Genomic DNA, 23,478 nt, shown 5'->3' on the forward strand with positions numbered 1-23,478 from the left:
TTTTTTGCCCGGCGGTCCGGCGGCGCTTGGCAGGGCGGGCACTTTCGGCTACCCTTGCCGTCGACCGTCCGGCGTCAACGGGGATGCCGGCACGAGGGAGGATGACGACATGACCAAGCGACCGCTGGCCATCCTGCTGTTCCTGCTCGGCGGGATCCTGATTCTGGGGACCGGCTGCCATCCGGGCAGCATCGAGGAGGTGTCGGAGCTGGACGTGGCGGCCACCTTCTACGCCCAGGACGTCGATTTCGGCGCCTACCTGACCTACGCCATGGAAGACACCATCTACGATCTCGATGAGATCTCCGGCGAGGATCCCGGTTACGAGAGCGACCTCGACCGCCGCTTCGATGCCGTGATGCTCGAGCACGTGCAGACCGAACTGGCCAATCGAGGCTACCAGCGGGTCGCCATGGACGACGATCCGGATCTCCGCGTGGGCATGGGGGCGCTCACCCGCGAGGGCGAGCTCTTCTACACGTACTACCCCTGGTGGGGATACAATCCCGGCTACTGGTATCCCGCCTGGGGGTCGGTGGACTTCACCGCGGGCTCGGTCTTCATCTTCATGGCCGACTGGGTCAACCGCGATCCCGAGAACGAAGAGGTCGACCCCATCTGGACCGGCAGCATCGCCGGTGTGCTGGAGAGCAGCGCCACCGCCACGCGCGAGCGCATCGAGCGCGGGCTGAACCAGGTGTTCGCCCAGTCGCCCTATCTGAAGACCACGGCCGAGGGCAAGTCCTTCCGCAACTGGGAGGTCCAGTGATGACCAAGCACCGCCTGATCCTCTGCTTGACCATCCTCGGTCTCGTGGCCGTGGCGCTGCCCGCGGTCGCCCAGACCGGCTGGTTCTGGGGCCTGACCTACGAGCCGTCGATCCCCATGGGCGACGCCAAGGACTTCGCCGACGACTCGTTCAGCTGGCGCGGTGTCGGCTTCGAGGGCCGCAACTGGCTCAATCCCGACCTCTCGGCCGGCTTCGCGGTGAGCTGGAACGTCTTCCACGAGGAGCGCGACTGGGACACCATCAGCGATCCGGGCCGGGACATCACCGGCGACCAGTCCCGCGACATCAACGCCGTGCCCATCTTCGTCAACGCGCATCGCTACTGGGGCGACACCTACCAGTGGCGCCCGTTCATCGGCATGAACGCCGGCACCATGTACACCGAGCGCCGCCTGGACATGGGCATGTACACCTTCAAGCAGAGCAACTGGCACTTCGCCTTCGCCCCCGAGTTCGGCGTCCAGTTCCCGTACGACCGGCTCCTGGGCTACGTCGCGCTGCGCTGGAACTACGCGTTCGAGGCCGGCGACGTGGGCGAGACCAGCTATCTGAGCCTGCGCATCGGCATCGGCCTGCGCTAGGACGGTCGGTCCAGAGTCACCGCGTTTGCTTCGACCCGTGCCGGGGGCTAGTTTTCCCCGGCACGGTTTTCTGTCTGCCCAGTGAAAGGACCCATCCCATGGCCGCTCTCATCCGCCCCCACGGCAGCGATGAACTCCAGCCCCTCCTGCTCGTGGGCGCCGACCGCGAGGCCGAGCTGGCCCGCGCCGCCGACCTGCCCCAGTGGACCATGTCCAGCCGCGAGACCGGCGACGTGATCATGCTCGGCATCGGCGGCTTCACCCCGCTCGCGGGCTTCATGACCCAGGCCGACTGGGACGGCGTCTGCCGCGAGATGAAGACCGCGTCGGGCGTGTTCTGGCCCATCCCGGTCACCCTGTCGGTGAGTCAGGAGTTCGCGCTCGAACTGCCCGACGGCGCCGAGATCGCGCTCAAGAGCGCCGACACCGGCGAGATCATGGCCACCATGCGGATCGAGGACCGCTACGAGATCGACAAGGCCTTCGAGTGCGAGCACGTGTTCACCACCACCGACGAGAACCACCCCGGCGTGGCCATGGTCATGGCCCAGCCCGCGGTGAACATGGGCGGCCCGGTGAAGGTGCTGTCGGAGTCCTACTTCCCCGCCGAGTTCCCCGGGCTATACATGCGCCCCGAGGAGAGCCGCCAGATCTTCGCCGAGCGGGGCTGGTCGCGGGTGGCCGCGCTGCAGCTGCGCAATCCCATGCACCGCAGTCACGAGTACCTGGCCAAGATCGCCCTCGAGGTCTCCGACGGCCTGTTCATCCACCAGCTGGTGGGCAAGCTCAAGCCCGGCGACATCCCCGCCGACGTCCGCGTCGACTGCATCGACACCCTGGTGGAGAACTACTTCATCAAGGAGAGCGTGCTCTGCGGCGGCTATCCGCTGGACATGCGCTATGCCGGCCCGCGCGAGGGCCTGCTCCACGGCGTGTTCCGGCAGAACTTCGGCTGCTCGCACATGATCATCGGCCGCGACCACGCCGGCGTGGGCGACTACTACGGCCCCTTCGACGCCCAGCGGATCTGGTCGGAGATCCCCGCCGGCGCGCTGGAGATCCAGATGCTGCCCATCGACTGGACCTTCTGGTGCTACAAGTGCGGCGGCATGGTCTCCATGAAGACCTGCCCCCACGGCAAGGAGGACCGCCTGTTCCTCAGCGGCACCGCGCTGCGCAAGGCGCTCTCGGAGGGCGGCGAGGTGCCGGCCGAGTTCTCGCGCCCCGAGGTGCTGGCGATCCTGCAGACGTACTACGCCGGTCTGAGCGACGAGGCGAACGTCGAGGTGAAGCTGCACCGGGCGGCCAAGGGCGAGACCGACAAGAAATAGTCCGGTTCGGTTCGAGAGGGGAAGGCCTGCGGTTCACGGGGACCGCGGGCCTTTTTCATGGCCAGAGCCGCGAGGGATAGACGCCCCGGGCCACCAGGTCGGCCAGGGTGCGCTTCACGCCGGCGAGGTCGGTGGCCGACGTCATGCCGCACCAGCGGCTGCGGGCCGGCAGCACCCGAACCCTTGCTTTGCCCTCGGCCACCGCCGCGCCCACCGCGAGCGGCAGGTAGAACTCGTCCTCCGGTCCCGGCCGGGCGGCGAGGAAGCTCTGGAACCGGCGCGCCAGGTCTTCCAGGATCTCGGGACCGAATCCCCACAGGTTCATGGAGACCAGCGCCGAGGCCGCCAGGATCCGCGGGCCCTCGGGCGCGTCCCAGCAGGCGCCGTCGGCATGGCGGCGCACGGTGTGGACCTCGTCGATGGCCTTGAGCCAGCCCTGCCGGGCGCGCACGAGACCGCGCGAGACCGGGCCCGCAGCGGGCAGGGTCTCGGCCACCGGGAAGCCGACCATGGACCAGGTGGGTGGGTTGGTGGCGGGCCGGGCGAGGAAAGCGCCGAGGGTGGCGATGGCCTCGGTACCGTAGTGGTCGTCGGCGTTGGCCACGGCGAAGGGGCCGCTCAGCCGGGAGGCGGCGGCGAGGACGGCCTGGCCCGTGCCCCAGGGCTTGTGGCGCCCGGCCGGGACCGGGCTTCCGGCAGGCAGGGGGCCCGGCTCCTGGTACACGTAATGCACGGGGACGACCTGCCCGAAGCCCGGATCGACGTGGGCACGCACCTCGTCAGCGATCTCGCGCCTGATCACGAGCACCACCTCGCCGAAGCCGGCGCGCCGCGCGTCGTGGACGGTGTAGTCCATGAGAGTCTCACCGCCCGGGCCCACCGGGGTCAGTTGCTTCAGGCCGCCGAAGCGACGTCCGGCCCCGGCCGCGAGAATGACCAGCGAGGGGCCGCTCATGATGTGTCCTTTAGCACGGCCGCGGCCGCGGGGGTTCCCAACGGTCGGCACGAGCCGGGGACTCCGAGTTCGCCGCACACCTCCTCCATCAGCCGGCAGAGCGGCGCCACGGCGTCGGCGGTGCAGAGCGTCACGGTGCAGCCGCCGAAGCCGGCCCCGGTCAGGCGGGAGCCCAGGACGCCGGGCACCGTGCAGGCTACCGCGACGAGCTGGTCGAGCACGGGATGGCTGGCGGCGTAGAGGTCGCGCAGGCTGGCGTGGGAGGCGGTCATCAGCGCGCCGAGGTGGGGGAGGTCGCCGCGCTCCAGGGCCGCGGCGGCGGCGAGCACGCGGTCGTTCTCCTCGACCACGTGGCGGCAGCGGTCGGCGACGTCGCCAGGCAAATCGGCCCGGTGGGCGGCGAGGAAGGCCGGGGCAACGTCGCGTAGCGCACCGATGGCGGGGTCGTGGCGACGCAGGAGGGCCACGCCTTGCTCGCATTCCTGGCGCCGCCGGTTGTAGGCCGAGTCGCCGAGGCGCCGTCGCACACCGCTGTCGGTGATGACCATGGCGTGACCGGGCAGATCCAGGGGGACCGGGCGGTGATCGAGCCGGCGGCAATCGATGAGCAGGGCGCTGGCCGGCTGGCCCAACCGGCAGGCCATCTGATCCATGATCCCGCAGCGGACGCCGGCCCACCGGTGCTCCACGTCGTGGCAGAGCTGGACCATGGTCAGCGGCTCGAGCGGGGAGGCGAAGGCCCGCGTCAAGGCCAGGGCGGCGGCGATCTCCAGCGCGGCCGAGGAGCTGAGACCAGCGCCCTGGGGTACGGTGCCATGCAAGGCGAGGTCGACGCCGCCGGTGAGCAGGTCCCGCGCGCGCATCTCCTCGGCCAGGCCACAGACGTAGGGAGCCCAGCCGGGCCAGGCGGCGGCCGGAGTCTGGCCGAGGCGATGCTCTAGGGTCTCGTCCGGATCGATGGCGAGCAGCCGGAGCAGGTCGTCCGGGCGTCGCCGGACCGTGACCTCGACCCAGCGGTCGATGATGGTGGGCAGCACGAAGCCGTCGTTGTAGTCGGTGTGCTCGCCGATGAGGTTGACCCGGCCGGGAGCCCGCGCGGTCACCATCGGGGCGCCCGGACCGAAGCGTTGGCGGAGGGTGTTGGCGGTGATCGCCTTCATGCGTGGGTTGGCTCCAGGTGTGGGGGTCCGTTCACGGAGGCAAGCGTACACCACGGCCTGGCTCGTGCAAGCCGCCGGTTGCCAGGGCAGCGCGCCGGCCATCATCCGGGTTCAATCCGGGACCGGGTCCTGCTAGAATCGTCGTCCCTCGAACAAGGAGTTCAGCATGTCCTGGCTAGAGACCGGCGTCCTCACCAGCGCGCGCAAGGAGAACGAGAAGCGCGTTCCCATCCATCCCGAACACCTCGCCTGGATCGACACCGACCTGCGCCGCCACCTCGTCTTCGAGCGCGGCTACGGCCGGGAATTCGGCGTCTCGGACGAGACGCTCGCCGCGGCCGGGGTCACGGTGGTGGACCGATCCGAGGTCCTGACGCGCTGCGAGGCGATCATCCTCATGAAACCGGTGGCGGCCGACCTGCGCGAGTTGCGCGAGGGGACCGTCTTCTGGGGCTTCCCGCACTGCGTGCAGAACAGCGACGTCACCCAGGCCGCCATCGACCGGCGCTTGACGCTCATTGCCTGGGAGGAGATGTATCAGGGGTCGCGCGACGGGCGCCGGGCCCAGCGCGTGAAGAACTTCTATCGCCAGAACGAGCTGGCCGGCTACACCGGGGTCTTGCACGCGCTGCAGCTGCTGGGCATCGACGGCCACTACGGACCGCCGCGCAGGGCCGTGATCCTGAGCTTCGGCTCGGTGAGCCGTGGCGCGGCCAACGCGCTCGTGGGCTGTGGCTTCAACGATGTCACGGTCTTCACCTTGCGACCGCCGCATCGCATCGTCGACCAGATCTTCGCCTGCCGTTATCGCCAGATCGCCGCTGGCGAACCCGGCGAGGCACCCACGGTCATCGTCGAGCCCGACGGCACACGGCGATCCCTGAGCGACGAGCTCGCCCGTTGCGACGTCATCGTCAACGGGATCCTGCAGGACACCGAACGGCCGCTCATGTTCATGACCGAGGCCGATGTGCAGCGGCTCAGGCCCGGCTGCCTGATCATCGACATCAGTTGCGACCACGGCATGGGTTTCCCCGGCGCCACGCCCACCACCTTCGCCAAGCCGACCTACCCGCTGGGACCGGCCACCTACTACGCGGTGGACCACACCCCGAGCCACCTCTGGAATGCGGCCTCCTGGGTGATCTCCGAGGCACTGCTGCCGCACCTGGCCACGGTGATGGGCGGACCAGAGGCCTGGTCCCGGAACCGGGTCATTGCCGATGCTGTCGAGGTGCGCGATGGTGTGGTGATCAACCCGCGGATCCTCTCGTTCCAAAATCGCAGCGCCGAGTATCCGCATCCCAGGCGAGAGTAGGCCGAGGGTCACCGTCATGTTCAAGCGCTTCCTGTTCAACCGCCTCCGCCGCCGCCGCGAGCGCTTTCCCCGCCTGCTCTCCATCGAGCTGTGCAGCATGTGCAACGCTAGCTGCATCATGTGCCCCCACGACCAGATGCAGCGCCCGAAGCAACCCATGCCGCTCGACCTGCTCACCCGGATCGTCCACGACTGCCAGGGCCAGCCGCTGCAGAAGCTCAACCTGTTCTGGATGGGCGAATCGTTCTGCCACCGCCGGATCCTCGATGCCCTGCGCCTGGCCCGCCGCGACCTGCCGGACGTGCGCCTCTACATCTCGACCAACGCGGGCCTCCTGGATGAGGCCAACAGCCGCGCCATCATCGACGAGGACCTTCTCGACGTGATCAACTTCGACATCGACGGGATGACCAAGGAGACCTACCAGGGCGTCCGCCGCCGGGTCGATTTCGACGTGGTGATGCGCAACGTCGGCTACTTCCTCGATTACAAGCGCCAGCAACGGCGGCGCCGTCCCCAGACCCGGGTCACCATCATCCGCATGCCCGAGACCGAGACCGAGATCGACCGCTTCGTCGCCTACTGGCGACCGCGGGTCGACCGGGTCGAGGTCAACGACTACAACACCTGGCTCGGCTCGCAGGAGGACCGCAACCTGGGCGAGGTCGCCGTGCGTAGCCAGCAGGGGCGTTTCGACTTCGCCTGCCGACACCCCTGGGACGAGCTGGTGATCGCCGCCGACGGCACCGCGGGCCTCTGCTGCCTCGATTTCGATCTCCGCGCCCCGCTCGGCAACGTCCGCGACGCCAGCATCGCCGAGATCTGGAACGGTGAACGGCTACAGCGCTACCGCCAGCGGATGCTCGAGGGTCGTTACGACCAGCTGTCGGTCTGCAAGGATTGCAACGCGTTCATCTTCCAGCATCGGTCGACGTGGGCCCGGTTGCAGCGCTGAGCCAGGATCGCGAACCTCCTGCGGCGCCGGGGTTAACGTCGATCGGTCCCGTCCTGATTCGAGCCCATCACACCATTTGCCCCGGTCCCCCTCAATGGCCATATTTCGGGCGTTGTCCGGCCCGGTCGGCCCGCCATCCCGGCGATCCGGACCGCCCCTAGCGGACCCCGAAGAGACTGGTGACGTCCATGTTCAACAAGCTCATCGTTGCCTGCATGCCCCTGGTCCCCCGGCCCATCATCCACAAGATCAGCATGCGCTACATCGCCGGTGATCACCTGGCCGACGCCATCGCCACCACCCGCCAGCTCAACGGCGAGGAGGGGGCCTGGACCACCATCGACGTGCTTGGCGAGTTCGTCGGCGACCGCAGCCGCGCCCTGAAGGAGAAGGCCGACAGCGCCAGCGTCCTCGACGCCATCGCCGCCAACAACCTGCGCGGCGTGGCCGGGCTCTCGATCAAGCCCACCAGCCTGGGCCTGAGCCTCGATGAGGATTTCGCCTACGACAACATCCGCGAGCTGGCGCTCAAGGCCCGCGATCTCGGCATCTTCATGCGCATCGACATGGAGAACACGCCCTATACCGACAAGACCCTCAAGGTGTACCGCCGGTTGCGCGACGAGGGTGTGGACAACGTGGGCGTCGTGCTGCAGTCCATGCTCCGCCGCACCGAGCAGGATGTGCGCGACCTCCTCGAGTACCGCCCCTCCATCCGCCTCTGCAAGGGTATCTACAAGGAGCCGCGCGAGGTGGCCTGGACCGGTCGCGAGGAGATCCGCGACAGCTTCAAGCGGCTGCTCCGGCTGATCCTCGAGAACGGCCTCTACTGCGGCATCGCCACCCACGACGATCCCCTGATCGACGACGCGCGCGAGGTCATCAGGGCCAACGGGCTGACTTCCGACCAGTACGAGTTCCAGATGCTGCTGGGTGTCAAGGAGCGCACCCGCCGCGAGTTGCTGCAGCAAGGGCACCACCTGCGGGTCTACGTCCCGTTCGGCGAGGACTGGTACGGCTATTCCACCCGGCGGCTCAAGGAGAACCCCGACATGGCGGGCATGATCGCCAAGGCGGTGCTGCTAGGGCAGTGAATCGGGCAGAGGAGCCGGAGATCGGGGCCGCGCCATCGAAGGTGCGGCCCTTGTTCCATGTTGAGCATCCATTTAAAGATTTACGCCATTCTGTGATAATTTTGTCTTTACTGTTATTCGGTTTTTGGCGTAGAATATCAATGCTGTTCCCTGTATATGCCTGGTATCCTGGAAGCCGTGGGCGTCGTGCAACAAGCCACTGCCATCCTCCTGGCCGTCCTCGTGATCGCAGTCCTGGCGCTGGCCGCGTTCGTCGTTCTCCTGCGCCGACGCCTGACGAGCCACCGGGCCGAACTCCGCTCCGCCAGCCGCGAGAAGACCCTCATCCTGCAGAGCATCTCCGACCGCGTCACCTACCTCGACCGCGACCTGCACATCGTCTGGACCAACTGGGCCGAGCGGGAGGACCAGCGCACCGAGTTGCCGGTGGTGCCGGGAGCATTCTGCTACCAGGCCATCGCTGGCGAGATCGCCCCCTGTGCGGGATGCCCGGTGCCGGAAGTCCTGCGCACGGGCGTGGCGTCCGAGGGGGTCGTGAACTGCCGTGACGGCTCGATCCTGCGCCTGGCGGCGTCGCCGGTGCGGAACGAGCAGGGAGAGCTGGTGGGCGTGGTCCAGACAGCACGAGACATCACCGAGAAGCGGCACCTCGCCGAGCGCCTGCAGCAGTCCCAGAAGATGGAAGCGGTTGGCCAGCTCGCGGCCGGCGTCGCCCACGATTTCAACAACGGGTTGCAGGTGATCCTGGGTTACGGCGAGTTGCTGGCCGGGGAGCTTCCGGAGGGCAGTCAGGCGCGTCGCTACCTGGAGCCCGTGCTGCGCGCCGGCGAGCAGGCGCGCGACGTGGTGCGGCAGTTGCTGACCTTCAGCCGCAAGCAGGAGCCCCGGGTCGAGACCCTCGACCTGACCGAACGCGTAATCCGTCAGATCGATGTGCTCCGGCGCCTGGTCGGCGTCCAGGTCGATGTCCATGTGACCGCGGCGCCCAACCTGCCGCTGGTGACCGCGGATCCGTCGCAGGTCGAGCAGGTGCTCCTGAACCTCTGCCTCAACGCTCGCGATGCCATGCCGGCCGGCGGGCGCCTGGACATCACGCTGGAGCTGGTGGAGCTGGACGCGGTCGGGGCGCGCCAGCACGGGGCGCCGGCGGCCGGCGCCTACGTCGTCATGAGCGTCGCCGACGAGGGCGTGGGGGTGCCGCCCAGCTTGCACGATCGCATCTTCGACCCCTTCTACACCACCAAGAGCCTCGATCGCGGCACGGGCCTGGGGCTGGCCACGGTCTATGGCATCGTCCGGGCGCACCATGGCTTCGTCGAGCTGGAGAGCGCCGAGAACCGGGGCGCGATCTTCCGGATCGGCTGGCCCACGGGCGAGATCATGGCGGCTGCCCGGGAGCAGTCCACCGCCACCTCGCCCGCCGTGAGGCCGGCCTCGATCCTGGTGGTCGAGGACGATCCCGCGGTGCGCCGCCTGGCCGTATCAATCCTCGAGCGCGAGGGGCACCAGGTCTCCGTGGCCACCGATGGCCAGGACGCACTCGAGCTGTTGCGCGACGGGACCCGGCGTTTCGAACTGGTGATCATGGATGTCATGCTGCCGGGGCTGAACGGCTGGTCGGTCTACCGCCAGGCCCGTGAGCGCCAGCCAGATCTACAGGTCATCTTCTGCAGCGGTTACAGCCCGACCCTGCTCGAAACCGAGTACCAGATGGGGTTGCCGGGCCAGGAATTCCTGCAGAAACCCTACCGTCCGCGCGACCTCAACCAGCGCGTGCGCAAGCTGCTTGCGTCGACTCCGCTACTGGAACAGCGGCACGCCGAGTGATCCGTTCAGGTCCGTGGCTTCCACATCACCTTCTTCTTGCCCAGCAGGAACTGGCTGAACGCCACGCCGCTGGCGAGGTTCACGACGCAGAGGTAGTAGGCCGCGGTCACGGGAGCCGGCAGCGTCCCCTCCCGCTTCAGATGCGCCACGACGACCAGCGCGTAGAAGACGGCCTGGAAGCCGAGCAGGCTGGCGAACAGAGGGGAAGTCGTGGCCAGGGCCAGGTTGGTGAGCAGGAGACCGAGCTGGAAGAACGGCGCCAGGTAGCGCAGGACCTTGTGCGACCAGAGCTGCCAGGCGAACCGGCCGAAGCGACCGAAGTTCAGCAGCGCGGCCTTGTCCTTCAGCGCCCACCAGGCCCGCAAGGAGACGCGCACGCGCATGCGGAACTCGTCACCGGTGTCGGCCAGGGCGTCCTCGTAGAGTCGCGCGGAGGGCTGGTAGACCACGCGGTAGCCCTTCTCGCGCACGGTCAGGGGCTCGACGAAGTCGGGGAGCTGGTCGGGCCGCATGGGCTCCCAGATGTCCTTGCGGATGGCGTCCACGCCGCCGTCCACTCCCACGATCGAGCCGATGGCCGTTTCCCAGGCGCGAAGCTGGTTCTCGTAGCGCATGTATGTCGAGCAACCCTCGCCACTGGCCGACCCGTCGGGGGCGCGATAGAGCATGCGTCCGGTGACGTACCCGACCGTGGGGTCGGCCAGGGGCTTGACCAGCTCGCGCACCGTGTCCGGGGCGTAGAAGGAATTGGCGTCGCTGGTGACCAGGATCGCGCCGGTGGCCTGTGGCGCGATGATGTTCAGGCCGCTGGTCTTGCCGGCGCGGGGTTGCTGGCGGACCAGACGGACGCGGGGGTCGCCGATGCCGCGGACGATCTCGTCGGTGCCGTCGTCGCTCTCGTCGCTGACCACGATGACGTCGAGCTTCTCGGGCGGGTAGTCCTGCTCCAGCTTGTTGCGGACGGTGCGCTCGATCACGGCGGCCTCGTTGTAGGCGGCGATCAGGACGGTCACGGTGGGCAGATATTCGCCGGCGGGCCGCTGGACGGGGCGCGGGTCGAGTCGGGCCAGCAGCCAGACCAGGACGGGGTAGCCCAGGTAGATGTAGACGAGGAGCAGGAGGCAGAGGGCGAAGAGTACGGTCACCGTGCAGTCTCCGGTCGGGGGTCAGGTACTCGAGCCAGCGCGGGGCCGGGCGGTCGGGACGATCGTAGCAGAGGGTAGGGCTTCGCGGGGGAGATGCCAACCCGGGTGTTGTCTGGAGGCTGGATCGCCGGGCATGGTGTCGGAGGAACGGTCGGTGGCCGCGGCAGGCTTCCCACGGCCTTCAAAGTCATCAAAACGGTGCCGCCCCTAATGAGCCGGCGTACTCCAGAACGCGAGCAGGTCGTTGGGGCTGCAATCGAATCAGCGCCGCTTCTTGGCCCGGAAATCATGGATCCCCGTGTAGGCCGCCGGAATCACCACCAGGGTGATCAGGGTGGAGACAGTCAGCCCGCCGATCACCGAGCGCGCGAGCGCGGCCTGGATCTCGCCTCCCGCCCCGGCGCCGATGGCCAGAGGCAGCATGCCCAGCACTGTCGTCGAGGCGGTCATCAGGATGGGCCGCAGGCGCAGCCGCGCGGTGGCGATCACCGCGTCGTGCACGGCCATGTTGTCCTCGCGGCGCTTCAGGTTGATATAGTCCACCAGCACGATCGCGTTGTTCACCACGATGCCGATCAGCATCACGATTCCCATCAGGCTCTGCACGTTGAGCGAGGTGCCCGTCAGCAGCAACGTGGGTACCACACCGATCAGCGCCAGCGGCACCGAGAACATCACGATCATCGGGTCGAGGAAACGTTCGAACTGGGCGGCCATCACCATGTAGATCAGCACGACGGCCATGATGATCGAGAGCACGAAATCGCGCTGGGCCTTCTGCTGCTCCTCGAATTCGCCGCCGAACAGCAGCGAGAAGTCCGCCGGCAGGGGGAAGCTTCGCAGGCGGCCCTGCAGATCGCTGATCACGTCGCCCAGGGCGGCGCCTGCGGCGAGGTTAGCGGAGATGTAGGTCACCCGCTGTCCATCGACGCGTTCGATGGTGGTGGGGCTGCGGCGGCGATCGACGTCGACGATCGCCGAGACGGGTAGCACTTGACCGTCGGGTGTGCGTACCGAGGCCGAGCCCAGGTCCAGGGCGGTCAAGCGGTCCTCGGGTTGCAGGCGCACGATGATGGGGAATTCGTCGCCGCCCTCGCGGAAGACGCCCGCGCGCACGCCGCCCACATTGGCCTGGATGGTCTCGGCAACCTCGCTGACGGTCAGGCCCAGGTTGGCGATCTTCTCGCGGTCGATGTGGAGGTTCTGCTCGGGGCGGCCCTCGCGGCGGCTGACGTTCACGTCGGCGATGGTGGGGATCTGCTCCATCACTGTCTTGAGATCCTGGGCGACGCGGTCGGCCAGGGCGAGGTCGTAGCCGCGCAGTTCGATCTGCACGGCCGAGCCGCTGCCGGAGCCGAACAGTCGTCGCAGCATCCAGAGGCCAGACTGGGCGGTGACGCGGATCTGGGCGCCGGGTATCTTGCCGGCGGTCATCGCGCGCACGTGGTCGGCGATCGCCATGCTCTCCATCCGGCGCTGGCCGGCCTCGCGCAGCGCGAGCTCGATCTCGGCGTCGCCGTTGCGGATCTCGACCGATACGTGCTTGACGTCTTCCATCGGCGCGACTTCGCGCACGATCCGCTCCAGGTCGTGCAGGTACTCGTTCACCACGGCGATATTCGTGCCCTGGGCCATCTCCAGGTCGACCCCGATCTCGTCGGCGTCGGTCTGCGGGGCCAGCTCGACCGGCAGCAGCGGCCAGGCCAGGATCGCGCCCGCCAGCAGGACGCCGGTCACCAGGAAGACCGTCGTGCGGTGGCGCAGTACGTCCTCCAGCCGGCGGGCGTAGCCCTCTTCGATGTTGCGGAACCAGGTTCCGAAGCGAGCGAGAGGGCCGCCCAGGCCGACCGTTTCGCCCCGGCCCAGATGCAGGTAGCGGCTGGCGAGCATCGGCACCAGGGTGAGCGCGACCAGCAGCGAGCACATCAGCGCGAAGACCACCACCAGGGCCAGCTCCTTGAAGAGCATGCCCGAGATCGTGCGCATGAAGACCACCGGCAGGAAGATCACGCTGGTGGTGAGGGTCGAGGCGATGATCGCGCCGCCCACCTGGGAGGTACCCGTCAGCGCGGCCTCGCGCAGCGGCTTTCCGTTCTCGCGCAGGCGCACCACGTTGTCCAGGACCACGATCGCGTTGTCGACGATCAGTCCGATGCCCAGGGCCAGCCCTCCGAAGCTCATCTGGTTCAGGGTGAAGCCGTTGAAGAAAAGCAGGCCGAAGGTGGCGATCAGCGAGATGGGGATCGACAGGGCGATGATGAACGTGGTCGAGCCGTTGCGCAGGAAGAGATAGAGGATCAGCACCGCCAGGAGTCCGCCCCAGACCGCGGACTGCTGGACGTTGTCGATCGAGTTCTGGATGAAGGTGCTCTGGTCGATGATCATCATCAGTTCGATGTCGTCGCGCTCGGCGTTGATGCGTTCCATCACGCGGCGGGCGGCGGCGGCGACCTGAACGGTGTTGGCGCCGGACTGCTTGCGCACGCCCATGCGCACCATCGGCATGCCGTCGACCTGGACGAGGCGATGGACGTCCTGGACCCCGTCGACGACCGCGGCCACGTCGCCCACGCGGATCGGGTGGCCGTCGACCATGGTGATCACGGTGGCGGCGATCTCGGCCAGCGAGCGGTACTCGCCCTCGGTGCGGACGTACATGTCGCGGGTGCCCTCGCGCATGTCGCCGCCGGGAAGGGTGACGTTCTCGCGCAGCAAGGCGCGCTGCACGTCGAGGGCGGAGAGGCGGCTGCTGGCCAGCCGGTCGCGCCGCAGCTGCACCTGGATCTCGCGGTATACGCCACCCCAGACGTCGACCGAGCCGGCGCCGGGAATCTGCTCGAAACGCTGGGACACCTCACGCTCGAGGATGCGTGTCATCTCCTCCATGCCCAGCTGCGAGCGCGCGCCGAGAATCACCACGGGGAAGTTGTCCGGATCGAATTTCCACAGCCGGGGCGACTCGACCTCGGGGGGGAAGTCGTCGCGGATCCGGTCCAGGGCGGCGCGCACGTCGTTGGCCGCCTCGTCGATGTTCGTCCCCTGGGCGAATTCGAGGGTGACGCGGCTCTGCCCCTCCTCGGAACGCGATGTGATCTTCTCGACGTTCGGCACGCCAGCCAGGGCATTCTCCACGCGGTCGGTGACGATGCGCTCGATCTCCTCGGGGCCCACGTTGGGATAGTTCGTGCGCACGGTCAGCTGCGGCCACTCGATCGGCGGCAGCAGGTCCACCGGCAGGAAGCGGAAGGCCATCACGCCGACGGTGATGATGATCAGGAAGACCATCGATGTCGCGATGGGACGCTCGACGGCGACTTCGGTGATCCTCATGGCGCCCCCGACCCGTTCGCCGGCCGGTCCTGTGCTTCGCCGCGCTTCTCGTTCAGCGCCCGCATCAGGTCCTCGCGTTGCAGGTTCTGCAAGCGTTCGACCCATTGCCAATCGACCGGCCGCACACGGGCCTGGGCTTCCTGCCCCGCCAGCAGATTCTGGCCCAGGCTGACGACCCACGATCCCGGCGTGACGGGCCGGACGGCGGCCTGCATGCGCCCCTCGGCGATCACCTCGACCGGCACGAAGCGGAAGACGACCGGCGGGGTGAGATACGCCGACTGATCGCTCTGCGTCTCGGGTCCGCTCTCGGTGGGAATCGGATCGGTGGCCACGTAGATGCCGGTCTGCGCCAGCAGCGGGTGCTCGTATACCGCGCTGATGGGTACGAGGGTGGCCTCCTCGCTCTCGCCGTAGAAGATGTCGACGGTGACGAACATGCCGGGCTTGAGGTGGCGATCCGGATTGGGCAGCTCGATCTCCGCCTCGGTGGTGTGGGAAATGGGGTTGAGGAAGGGGGAGATCCGTGTCAGGGGCGCGTGGATGGACCCGGAGAACATACCCCCGGGCAGCACGATCTCGGTGCGCTGCCCCTCCTCGATGTCGGCGAGCATGCGGTCGGTCAGGATGATCTGGACGCGGACGCTGTCGAGCTGGCCCAGGGTCAGCAGGCGGGTGGCCGAGCTGGCCAGCATGCCCGGTTCAACGTCGCGGCTGCCGACATTGCCACGGATCGGGGACCGCACCACGGTGCGGGCGAGATTCTCCTCCTCCTCCTCGGCCACGGCGCGGGCCTGGTCGACACGGGCGGCGGCCAGTTCGACCTCGGCGTCGGCGGTCTCGGTGCGGGCAAGGCCGGAATCCAGCTCCGCGTCGCTGGCCAGCGATTCGGCGGCCAGAGTCCGCAGCCGCTCGTATTCGGCGCGAGCCTCGCGGGCCTGGGCTTCGGCGCGCTTGAGCTGCGCCGCGGCGATGCGCAGGTTGGCGTTCGCCTGGCTGAGGCGCTTCTCGAACTCGGTCGCGCGGAGCTTCACCAGCGCCTGGCCCCGCTCGACGCTGTCGCCGTCGGAGACCAGCACCTCGGTCACCACCGCGGAGATCTCCGGATGGATCTCCACCTGCCCGCGCGCCTCGACCACGCCGCTGACCCGCTGGATCAGCGGCAGGGAGCCGTGACGGGCCTGCACCGCCTCGACGGCGGGGATCAGATTGCCGACGCTGGATTCCTCGCCGGGACCGCGGCCGCAGCCGGCGACCAGAACGAGGCTGGCGGCCAGCAGGATGTGGCCGCACACCGCAAGCGGGACGATGGCAGGGGTGGGGCGGAGCACCGGAGAGGGTCTGCTCATGGCAACCCGTTGTCTTTCTTCTGGTTAGGGCCAGCAATGGCAACGTGATCAGGCTCGTGAGGATACTATGATCTCGCTCGGGCAGCGAGCGGATTCGAACGGCCCCGCCGGGGGCGAGTGTCGGGTGATCACGATCACCCGACAACGGAATCTCGTATCCATTTCCTGCTTGCGAGTTCTCGACTAGCCGAAGAACAGATAGCTCACCAGGATCGCCGCCACGATCCCCGCCGCGTCGGCCGCCAGTCCGCAGGCCAGGGCGTGCCGGGTGTGCTTGATCTTCACCGCGCCGAAATACACCGCCAGCACGTAGAACGTGGTCTCGGTGGAGCCCTGGACGACCGAGGCGAGGCGGCCGGCGAAGCTGTCGGCGCCGTGCTGGTTCATGGTCTCGATGAGCAGGCCCCGCGCCCCGCTGCCCGACAGCGGCTTCATGAGCGCGGTGGGCAGTCCGTCCACCCACCGGGCATCCAGGCCGAGACCCGTGACGCCGGCGCGCAGGCCGTCGAGCACCAGGTCCAGGGCGCCGCTGGCGCGCAGGACCCCGATGGCCACGAGCATGGCCACGAGGTAGGGGATGATGGTGACCGCGGTGGTGAAGCCGTCCTTGGCGCCCTCGACGAACGCCTCGTAGAGATTCACCCGCCGTCGCACCGCCAGCGCGAAGAACGCCACGATCAGGGTGAAGATCAGCAGGTTGGCCAGGAGTGCCGACTGGGTCTCCATGGCCTCGCGGGGCAGCCGCGCGAAGTAGGCCACCAGGCCGACCACCAGCGCGGTCAGGCCGCCGAGATACGCCAGCACCACCGGCTGCCAGAGGCGGAGCCGCTGCACGGCGGCGGTGATGATCAGTCCGACCAGGGTCGAGCAGAAGGTGGCGATGAGGATGGGCAGGAAGATGTCGGTGGGGTCGGCGGCGCCGAGCTGGGCGCGGTAGGTGAAGATGGTGACCGGCACGATGGTCACCGCCGAGGTGTTGATCACCAGGAAGAGGATCTGGTCGTTGCTGGCCGTGTCGTCGGAAGGATTGAGGGTCTGCAGCTCGCGCATGGCCTTCAGGCCCAGGGGGGTGGCGGCGTTGTCGAGCCCGAGCATGTTGGCGGCCATGTTCATGACCACCGCTCCCTCGGCCGGATGGCCGGCGGGGACTCCGGGGAAGAGCCGGCGGAACAGGGGGCCGAAGGCGCGCGCGAGCCATTCCACCGCGCCGCCCTGCTCGCCGATCCGCATGATCCCGAGCCAGAGCGTCATCACGCCGGTCAGGCCCAGCGCGATCTCGAAAGCGGTCCGGGCCATGTCGAAGGTGCTGCCGACGATGTCCTGCCAGACACCGGGGTTGCCCAGCACCAGCCACTGGATCAGGGCGGCGGCGAAGGCGACGAAGAAGAAGGCGGTCCAGATTCGGTTGAGCACGGGGCATCCTCTCGCTTTCCGGGCGAGATTAGGCGACCGGTCCGGTGATGTCATGGATTATCACGTGCGACCGCGCCGCGATTGACGCTCCGGTGCCTCCGGTGCTTTATTGCAGGGCGTCCGTCGGTCCAGCGACCCGAACCGGAGAGGCCAGCTTGCGCGCGATCCGATCCATCCGCCGTTCCTGCTTCGTGGCCCTCACGATCATGGCCGGCCTGCCGCTGCTGCCCGCCTGCACGGGAGCGGGTGAGGAGGCGGAGTCGCGGGCCGACACCACCGCCGTCGCGCCCCCCACCGCCGAGGAGATCGCCGACCTCCAGCAGGTCTTCCACCACGACGACCAGGTCGGCCGCTGGACCCGCGTGCGTCCCGGCACGTCCACCGGAGATCTCACCGCGGCCCAGCGCCACCAGATCAAGCGTCTCGAATCCCTGGGCTACGTGAGCGGCTCCCGGCCGGCGCCGGCGCAGCAGAGCGTCACGGTCCACGATCCCGCGCGCGTCGTCGCCGGCCTGAACCTCTACACCTCGGGCCACGCCCCCGAGGCCCTGCTCATCGACATGGAGGGTCGAGTTGTCCACCGCTGGGCCCGCAGCTACTGGGAGGTCTTCCCCGATCAGGACACCGCGCGAGATCACCGCGGCGCCCAGAACTGGCGCCGCGCCCGCCTGCTGCCCGGCGGCGATCTGCTGGTGGTGTTCGAGGGCCTCGGCCTGGCCCGACTCGACCGCGAATCGAACCTGATCTGGGCCAACCACTGCCACGCCCACCACGATCTCGAGGTCCTGCCCGACGGCGACATCCTCGTGCTCTGCCGCGAGGCCCACGTGCTGCGGCGGGTCCATCCCCAGACTCCCATCCTCGAGGATTTCGTGGTGCGCCTCGACCCGGACGGCCGCGAGAAGAGCCGCGTCTCGCTGCTCGAGTGCTTCGAGAACTCCGCGCCCTATGGGTACATCTGGCGGAAGCGCGCCAAGAAGGTGGGCGACATCTTCCACACCAACAGCCTCGAACTGCTCGACGGCCGGATCGCCGACCGCGCTCCCGAGTTCGCCGCCGGCCGCGTCCTGGTCTCCATCCTCAGCTTCAACACCGTCGCGGTGGTGGACCTCGAACAGGTCGAGGTGGTCTGGGCGCTGCAGAACCGCTTCACGCGCCAGCACGACGCCACCATCGCGCCCGATGGCAACCTCATGCTCTTCGACAACCACCACGCGCCCGGCGTCTCCGCCGTGCTGGTCCTCGACCCGGCCACCGGCGAACAGCTCCGGGAATTCGCGGGCACCCCCGAGCGCCCCTTCTATTCCAACACCTGCGGCACCAGCCAGCCGCTGCCCGACGGCAACATCCTGATCACCGAGTCGGACAACGGACGCGCCTTCGAGGTCGACTCCGCCGGCGAGACGGTCTGGGAGTTCTACAACCCCCACCGTGCCGGGGCGGACGGGGAATTCATCGCCACGCTCTTCGAGATGTTGCGCCTGCCGCCGGATTTCCCGACCGACTGGCTCGGCGAGGTCCGGTGACTTTTCTGGCCTCGCGGGCATTTTCCGGCAAACCAAACCGCCCTCCCGTACGTCATAGACCTGTCCGGACGTTTCGTTGACACCCCGGGAGGTCTTTCCATGATCCGCCATTCGCTCAAGCTCTGCCTGTTCCTCGCTATCGTCGCGTGCCTCGCCACCCCCGCCAGCGCCGGCTTCTTCGACCGCGGGATCAAGGGCAACGGCGAGCTGACCACCGTCACCTACGACCTCGACGATTGCGACGCCATCCTTCTCGAGTGCGGCCTCGACGTGACCATCGGCTTCGGCCCGCGCCAGGAGATCGCGCTCGTCATGGACGAGAACCTGGTCGAGTACTTCGAGATCGCGGAGCGCGGGGGTACGCTGGTCATCGACTCCGAGAAGAACACGCGGCCGCACAAGCGGGCCCACCTCGAGGTCACCCTGAAGCAGCTGAAGGAACTGAAGATCGATGGCGCCGGCGATATCGAGATCAACGACTTCGCGGGCGACACCTTAGATCTGGTGGTCGACGGGGCGGGCGACGTGGAAGTCGATGGCCAGGTGGACGTGCTGGACGTCCGGGTCAACGGCGCCGGCGACATCGACGCCCGTCGGCTCACGGCGCGCGAGGTCGAGGTCACCGTCAACGGAGCCGGCGACGTGTCGGTCCATGCCAGCGAGAGCGCCGACGTGACCATCAACGGCGTGGGCGACGTCGACGTGTACGGCAAGCCCGAACACTTCGCCAAGTCGGTCCACGGCATCGGCGACATCGACCGCAAGTAGCGGCGATCCCGAGCCCGTCGGTTGCCCGGTCGGGGTGCTGGGCAACCGCCGCCGCGGGTGCTATCCTCTGCCCAGGAGGTGGCACCCGTGACCCAGATCTGGCAAGGCACCCTGCGCAAGATGCGCGTTCAGCCCGGCGAAGGCGCCGAACCGGCCCGATATGCCCTCGCCGATGGCTTCTGGAATCCCGCCGAGCGTGTAGCGGATCTGCCGCTCGCCGACCTGCTCGGCCGGGAACTGCACCTCGAGCACCTGGGCCAGATCAACTGCGTCTACTGCGGTCGCGCCACCAAAAAGAGTTTCGGCCAGGGCTTCTGCTATCCCTGCTTCCAGGCACGTGCCGAGGCCGACATCTGCATCGTCAAACCCGAACTCTGCCACTACCACGAGCCCGACGATCCCTGCCGCGACGAAGGCTTCGCCCGGTCGCACTGCTTTCAGCCGCACGTCCTCTATGCCGCGCTGACTTCGGGCCTGAAGGTGGGCATCACGCGCCGCGAGAACATCCCCACGCGCTGGCTCGATCAGGGCGCCACGGCGGCCGTGCCGCTGGCCGAACTCCCCGATCGACGGAGCGTGGGGCTGTTGGAGGCCAGGCTGCGGGACCTGGCGGGCCTCGCCGACAAGACCCACTGGACGAAGCTGCTCAAGCTCGAGCAGGGCGAGGGGGACCTGGCGGCCTACGCCGAACGGGTCCTCTCGCTGCTGATGGAGATGAACGTGCCGCCGCTGCCGGCGGCGGACCGCCGGGAATTCACCTGCCGCTACCCCGTGCGGACCTACCCCACCAAGGTCAAGAGCTTCAACCTCGACAAGGATCCGCATGCCGGCGGCCTCCTGCAGGGGATCAAGGGCCAGTACCTGATCTTCGCGGACGGAGTGATCAATCTGCGGAAGTACACGGGGTACCGGGTCGCCGTGTCGGTTTAAGTCAGGAACGTAAAAGCCGATACATGGGTCTTGTGCTTTGGGTCAAGATCTCTGATAATGTCTTCGCTTGATCCATGGAGATAATTTTAGACATTCCGGAGCTTCTCCTATGCCTGGTATCTTCGGGTTTGTCCTGCGTCGGCCCAGGTCGGATGCGGGTCGGATCGCCCAGCGCCTCGGTGAGGACCTCTGCCTCTTCCCTTGGCAGCAGGCGATCTCGCTGGAAGCCACGCCTGAAGCTGCCTACCTCGGGGTGGCCTGGAACGACCTCAGCCCCGCTGCCCGCGGCGCCTCGCACTTCGCCGCGCCTGACGTCTCGTGTGTTCTCGACGGCTACCTCGTGCGCACACGGGAGGACTGCGGCGCCGCCGCGGCCCTGGCCGATTGCCGGCATGCCGAGGCGGCGGCCCTGGCTTACCGGACCTTTGGCGAGACCTTCGTCGAGCGTCTGGAGGGCCCGTTCAGCCTGATCCTCTTCGACCACCGTACCGGCCGGCTGCTCGGCGCCACCGAGCGGCATGGTCTCACCCCGCTCTACCGATACGACGGCGACGAAGGCCTCGTGTTCTGCTCCATGCTCGGCCCCATGGCCCGCAGCGGTCTGTTCCCGGCCAGGATCGACCCGGCCTCGGCGGCGACCCATCTCGGTCATCATCATCTCTTCTACCGCCAGTCCCTGCTGGCGGAAGTCGAGTTGCAGGATGCCGCGGCGGTGGCCGCCTCCACGGCGCAGGAGCCGAGCTGTCAGGTGGCCAAGTACTGGCACTACGGCCGCGACCTTCCGCGCGACGAGACTCCCTATGGCCGGCGGATCGATGATCTCTGCGACACGCTGATCGATGCCACGGACCGTCTGCTGAAGCTTCCGGGCCGCCAGTTCACCAGCCTGTCCGGAGGCCTGGATTCCCGCCTGATGACGGGGCTGGCCCTGCGACAGGGAGCCCGGCTCGAGGCCTGGACCTTCGGCGAGCCGGATGCGCTGGACATGCAGATCGCCGGTCGGATCTGTCAGATCAAGGGGATGCCGCACCACACATTTGGCGGCGATTCCGGCGATGTCCTCGCGAACGTCCAGGCCTACACCACGATCCTCAACGGCAGCGGTCCCCTGCATAACGCCTACGGCCTGGCCCGCTGCCATGCGCTCCGCGGCAAGACCGATCGCATTCTCAATGGCTACCGGGGAGGAGTGCTGCTCGGCAACGCCATCGTCGACCTCGGTTTCAAGCCCCGTCTCCGCTGGTGGCGAGGACGTCTGGGGCTGGGCCCGACCAGCGTGTCGCCGAACCTGGAGGACGCCCGTAGCGATGCGCAGATGTCGGCCTTCTACCAGGCGCTCAGCCATGCCGCCGATCCTCGCATCGGTGACTGGACCGTGGTCCCCGAGCCGCCGCTGAGCGAGATGTTCGCGGCGGCGCTCGCAGGTCCATTGGCGGCGACCCCGCGCGAGTACCGGATCGAGCAGTGGACCGAGGAATTCGGCGGCGGGCGCCATCTCACCCTGCCCTCGATCTTTGCCGACCGGCATTTCTACGCCGATGCCAGCGTGTTCTACGATTACGACGTCCGCGACCGCTGTTTCGCCATCGCGCCCGGCGATCGCCGCGGCAACCGGGCTTACGCCGACGTCCTGGAACGGCTGCTGCCCGAACTGTCCCGGGTGACCTATGCCAACAGCGGCCTGCCGGCGAACTACCATGGCAACAAGCTGATCGCGGCCAAGATGCTGCGGCGGCTCGTCAAGCGACGGCAACAGGGATCGACCGGACTCGCCCCGGTCCGCTGGCTGCTCGTGCCGGACATCCGCGATTTCTGCGGCGACCTCATCGGCAGCAGCTCGTTCCAGTCCCGTCCCTGGTGGCACGCCCGGACCATCGCCGCGGACTTCGACGGTTGTATCCGCGGAACCAACATGCTGCTCGGCGAGTTATGGGATGCCGTCACGCTGGAGCTGTTCGCCCGGCAATGGCTCGACACCCGCGATGAGGAGCGACGATGATCCCCGTCTCCGTCAAGGTCAACCTGCCGCACATCACCGAGAATGCGGCCACCGCCTGTGCACTCTGCAAACCCTACGGGATCGAGGTCTGGGGGGTCACCAAGGCGGTGGCCGCCCAGCCTGGCATCGCCCGGGCCATGCTCGAGGGCGGAGTTTCCGCCCTTGCCGAGACACGGATCATCGCCGTCAACCGCCTCAGCGAGAGCGGGCTGCCGGGGCCATACTGGCTGCTTCGCTCGCCAGCCTACTGCGAGATCCCCGAATGCGTCGCCATGACCGACGGCAGCCTTGTCTCTGACCGCAAGGTCATGGACCTGCTCCAGGCTGAAGCCAAGCGCACCAGGAGGCGCCACGGCATCGTGGTCATGGTGGACATGAAGACCGGGCGCGAGGGTTTCCTGCCCGAGGAGATCGCGACGATCTGCAATGTCGCCCACGACCACAGTCATCTCGACCTGCGCGGTCTGGGTCTATACTTCGAGAGCAAGGGCGATCCCGACGAGCAGGCCGCGACGCTCCGCCAGCTCTGCGATCTCGTCGCGGACACGGAACACCAGATCGGTTGCAAGATCCCCGTCATCTCCGGTGGCTCGACGAGCATCGTACGCACCCAGCTTATGAACGGTCGCCAGCCGGCCGACATCAACAATCTGCGCCTGGGCACGGCGATCCTGCTCGGGATCGCCTCCTCGATCGGTCCGCTCAAGATCCCTGGCTTCCACCAGGACACCTTCGAGCTGAATGTCGAGTTGAACGAGGTCAAGACCCGCGGGCGCCGCCTGGGTCTGCTGGCCATGGGGCACACCGACACCGACCCGGACTACCTCTATCCCCTGGACCCCGGGGTCAAGGTGCTCAAGGCCTTCAGCGACCACACACTGGTCGACCTCGAGGAAGCCGACCCCGGACTGGCAGCCGGCGACACCCTGCGCTTCCAGCTCGGCTACTATGCGCTGACGAAGCTGATGCACTCGCCCTGGGTCCGGCATACCTACATCCGATAGGCG

The 23,478-nt window shown here is 67.9% G+C and carries 18 protein-coding genes; 12 read left to right on the top strand and 6 right to left on the bottom strand.

Features of this window, described 5'->3' with window-relative positions; genetic code table 11:
- Positions 1-109: 109 nt before the first annotated feature.
- The 3 genes from IFSED24_RS18750 (at position 110) to sat (ending at position 2,702) form a co-directional block, all read left to right on the top strand.
- On the top strand, positions 110-769 hold the full coding sequence (locus tag IFSED24_RS18750; protein WP_491333018.1) for a DUF4136 domain-containing protein: 660 nt from the start codon (positions 110-112) through the stop codon (positions 767-769).
- Positions 769-1,371: a hypothetical protein gene (locus IFSED24_RS18755; protein WP_491333019.1), complete on the top strand. Its 603-nt coding sequence runs from the start codon at positions 769-771 to the stop codon at positions 1,369-1,371. Before IFSED24_RS18750 ends, IFSED24_RS18755 begins: the two co-directional genes overlap by 1 nt.
- A gap of 98 nt (positions 1,372-1,469) precedes the next feature.
- Positions 1,470-2,702: a sulfate adenylyltransferase gene (gene sat, locus IFSED24_RS18760; RefSeq protein WP_491333020.1), complete on the top strand. Its 1,233-nt coding sequence runs from the start codon at positions 1,470-1,472 to the stop codon at positions 2,700-2,702.
- A 55-nt stretch (positions 2,703-2,757) separates the two neighbouring features.
- Here sat and IFSED24_RS18765 read toward each other — a convergent pair whose 3' ends face one another.
- Together IFSED24_RS18765 and galK are read right to left on the bottom strand one after the other, a co-directional pair.
- Positions 2,758-3,657 (bottom strand): nucleotidyltransferase family protein, encoded by a 900-nt coding sequence (locus tag IFSED24_RS18765; protein ID WP_491333021.1) that lies wholly within the window; start codon positions 3,655-3,657, stop codon positions 2,758-2,760.
- The gene (galK, locus tag IFSED24_RS18770; RefSeq protein WP_491333022.1) at positions 3,654-4,817 is read right to left on the bottom strand and encodes a galactokinase; all 1,164 of its coding nucleotides are present in this window, start codon (positions 4,815-4,817) and stop codon (positions 3,654-3,656) included. Before galK ends, IFSED24_RS18765 begins: the two co-directional genes overlap by 4 nt.
- A 166-nt stretch (positions 4,818-4,983) precedes the next feature.
- Here galK and IFSED24_RS18775 point away from each other — a divergent pair, with 166 nt between their 5' ends.
- The 4 genes from IFSED24_RS18775 (at position 4,984) to IFSED24_RS18790 (ending at position 10,011) form a co-directional block, all read left to right on the top strand.
- Entirely contained in the window at positions 4,984-6,135 is a 1,152-nt protein-coding gene (locus tag IFSED24_RS18775; RefSeq protein ID WP_491333023.1) for a N(5)-(carboxyethyl)ornithine synthase, read from the top strand.
- Positions 6,136-6,151: 16 nt separating this feature from the next.
- Positions 6,152-7,090, top strand: a complete 939-nt coding sequence (locus tag IFSED24_RS18780; protein ID WP_491333024.1) for a radical SAM/SPASM domain-containing protein — start codon at positions 6,152-6,154, stop codon at positions 7,088-7,090.
- Between the two features lie 188 nt (positions 7,091-7,278).
- Positions 7,279-8,184: a proline dehydrogenase family protein gene (locus IFSED24_RS18785; protein WP_491333025.1), complete on the top strand. Its 906-nt coding sequence runs from the start codon at positions 7,279-7,281 to the stop codon at positions 8,182-8,184.
- 186 nt (positions 8,185-8,370) lie between these two features.
- Positions 8,371-10,011, top strand: a complete 1,641-nt coding sequence (locus IFSED24_RS18790; RefSeq protein ID WP_491333026.1) for a response regulator — start codon at positions 8,371-8,373, stop codon at positions 10,009-10,011.
- 5 nt (positions 10,012-10,016) lie between these two features.
- On the opposite strand, the gene IFSED24_RS18795 is transcribed toward IFSED24_RS18790, so the two are convergent.
- The 4 genes from IFSED24_RS18795 to IFSED24_RS18810 all read right to left on the bottom strand — a co-directional run bounded on the left by IFSED24_RS18795 (position 10,017) and on the right by IFSED24_RS18810 (position 17,248).
- Positions 10,017-11,156 carry a glycosyltransferase family 2 protein gene (locus tag IFSED24_RS18795; RefSeq protein WP_491333027.1) on the bottom strand — a complete coding sequence of 380 codons (1,140 nt, stop codon included), beginning with the start codon at positions 11,154-11,156 and terminating at the stop codon, positions 10,017-10,019.
- A gap of 261 nt (positions 11,157-11,417) precedes the next feature.
- Positions 11,418-14,591 carry an efflux RND transporter permease subunit gene (locus IFSED24_RS18800; protein ID WP_491333028.1) on the bottom strand — a complete coding sequence of 1,058 codons (3,174 nt, stop codon included), beginning with the start codon at positions 14,589-14,591 and terminating at the stop codon, positions 11,418-11,420.
- A complete protein-coding gene (locus IFSED24_RS18805) occupies positions 14,483-15,835 on the bottom strand; it encodes an efflux RND transporter periplasmic adaptor subunit (protein WP_491333029.1) in 1,353 nt (450 codons plus the stop codon). Before IFSED24_RS18805 ends, IFSED24_RS18800 begins: the two co-directional genes overlap by 109 nt.
- 183 nt (positions 15,836-16,018) lie before the next feature.
- Positions 16,019-17,248 carry a nucleoside recognition domain-containing protein gene (locus IFSED24_RS18810; RefSeq protein WP_491333030.1) on the bottom strand — a complete coding sequence of 410 codons (1,230 nt, stop codon included), beginning with the start codon at positions 17,246-17,248 and terminating at the stop codon, positions 16,019-16,021.
- Between the two features lie 155 nt (positions 17,249-17,403).
- Between IFSED24_RS18810 and IFSED24_RS18815 the strand changes: the two genes are divergently transcribed.
- The 5 genes from IFSED24_RS18815 to IFSED24_RS18835 all read left to right on the top strand — a co-directional run bounded on the left by IFSED24_RS18815 (position 17,404) and on the right by IFSED24_RS18835 (position 23,475).
- Entirely contained in the window at positions 17,404-18,774 is a 1,371-nt protein-coding gene (locus tag IFSED24_RS18815) for an arylsulfotransferase family protein (RefSeq protein WP_491333031.1), read from the top strand.
- A 99-nt stretch (positions 18,775-18,873) separates the two neighbouring features.
- A complete protein-coding gene (locus IFSED24_RS18820) occupies positions 18,874-19,542 on the top strand; it encodes a head GIN domain-containing protein (RefSeq protein ID WP_491333032.1) in 669 nt (222 codons plus the stop codon).
- An 87-nt stretch (positions 19,543-19,629) separates the two neighbouring features.
- A complete protein-coding gene (locus tag IFSED24_RS18825; protein WP_491333033.1) occupies positions 19,630-20,472 on the top strand; it encodes a DUF2797 domain-containing protein in 843 nt (280 codons plus the stop codon).
- A 109-nt stretch (positions 20,473-20,581) separates the two neighbouring features.
- The gene (locus IFSED24_RS18830; protein WP_491333034.1) at positions 20,582-22,471 is read left to right on the top strand and encodes an asparagine synthase (glutamine-hydrolyzing); all 1,890 of its coding nucleotides are present in this window, start codon (positions 20,582-20,584) and stop codon (positions 22,469-22,471) included.
- A complete protein-coding gene (locus IFSED24_RS18835; protein WP_491333035.1) occupies positions 22,468-23,475 on the top strand; it encodes an alanine racemase in 1,008 nt (335 codons plus the stop codon). Before IFSED24_RS18830 ends, IFSED24_RS18835 begins: the two co-directional genes overlap by 4 nt.
- Positions 23,476-23,478 lie beyond the last annotated feature (3 nt).

It is taken from the genome of Candidatus Latescibacter sp. IFSED24 (genome assembly GCF_058273205.1).

Coding starts and splice junctions, on each gene's coding strand:
- IFSED24_RS18750 (WP_491333018.1), top strand. CDS start 110: ATGACCAAGCGACCGCTGGCCATCCTGCTGTTCCTGCTCGGCGGGATC.
- IFSED24_RS18755 (WP_491333019.1), top strand. CDS start 769: ATGACCAAGCACCGCCTGATCCTCTGCTTGACCATCCTCGGTCTCGTG.
- sat (WP_491333020.1), top strand. CDS start 1,470: ATGGCCGCTCTCATCCGCCCCCACGGCAGCGATGAACTCCAGCCCCTC.
- IFSED24_RS18765 (WP_491333021.1), bottom strand. CDS start 3,657: ATGAGCGGCCCCTCGCTGGTCATTCTCGCGGCCGGGGCCGGACGTCGC.
- galK (WP_491333022.1), bottom strand. CDS start 4,817: ATGAAGGCGATCACCGCCAACACCCTCCGCCAACGCTTCGGTCCGGGC.
- IFSED24_RS18775 (WP_491333023.1), top strand. CDS start 4,984: ATGTCCTGGCTAGAGACCGGCGTCCTCACCAGCGCGCGCAAGGAGAAC.
- IFSED24_RS18780 (WP_491333024.1), top strand. CDS start 6,152: ATGTTCAAGCGCTTCCTGTTCAACCGCCTCCGCCGCCGCCGCGAGCGC.
- IFSED24_RS18785 (WP_491333025.1), top strand. CDS start 7,279: ATGTTCAACAAGCTCATCGTTGCCTGCATGCCCCTGGTCCCCCGGCCC.
- IFSED24_RS18800 (WP_491333028.1), bottom strand. CDS start 14,591: ATGGGTCGAACGCTTGCAGAACCTGCAACGCGAGGACCTGATGCGGGC.
- IFSED24_RS18805 (WP_491333029.1), bottom strand. CDS start 15,835: ATGAGCAGACCCTCTCCGGTGCTCCGCCCCACCCCTGCCATCGTCCCG.
- IFSED24_RS18820 (WP_491333032.1), top strand. CDS start 18,874: ATGATCCGCCATTCGCTCAAGCTCTGCCTGTTCCTCGCTATCGTCGCG.
- IFSED24_RS18830 (WP_491333034.1), top strand. CDS start 20,582: ATGCCTGGTATCTTCGGGTTTGTCCTGCGTCGGCCCAGGTCGGATGCG.
- IFSED24_RS18835 (WP_491333035.1), top strand. CDS start 22,468: ATGATCCCCGTCTCCGTCAAGGTCAACCTGCCGCACATCACCGAGAAT.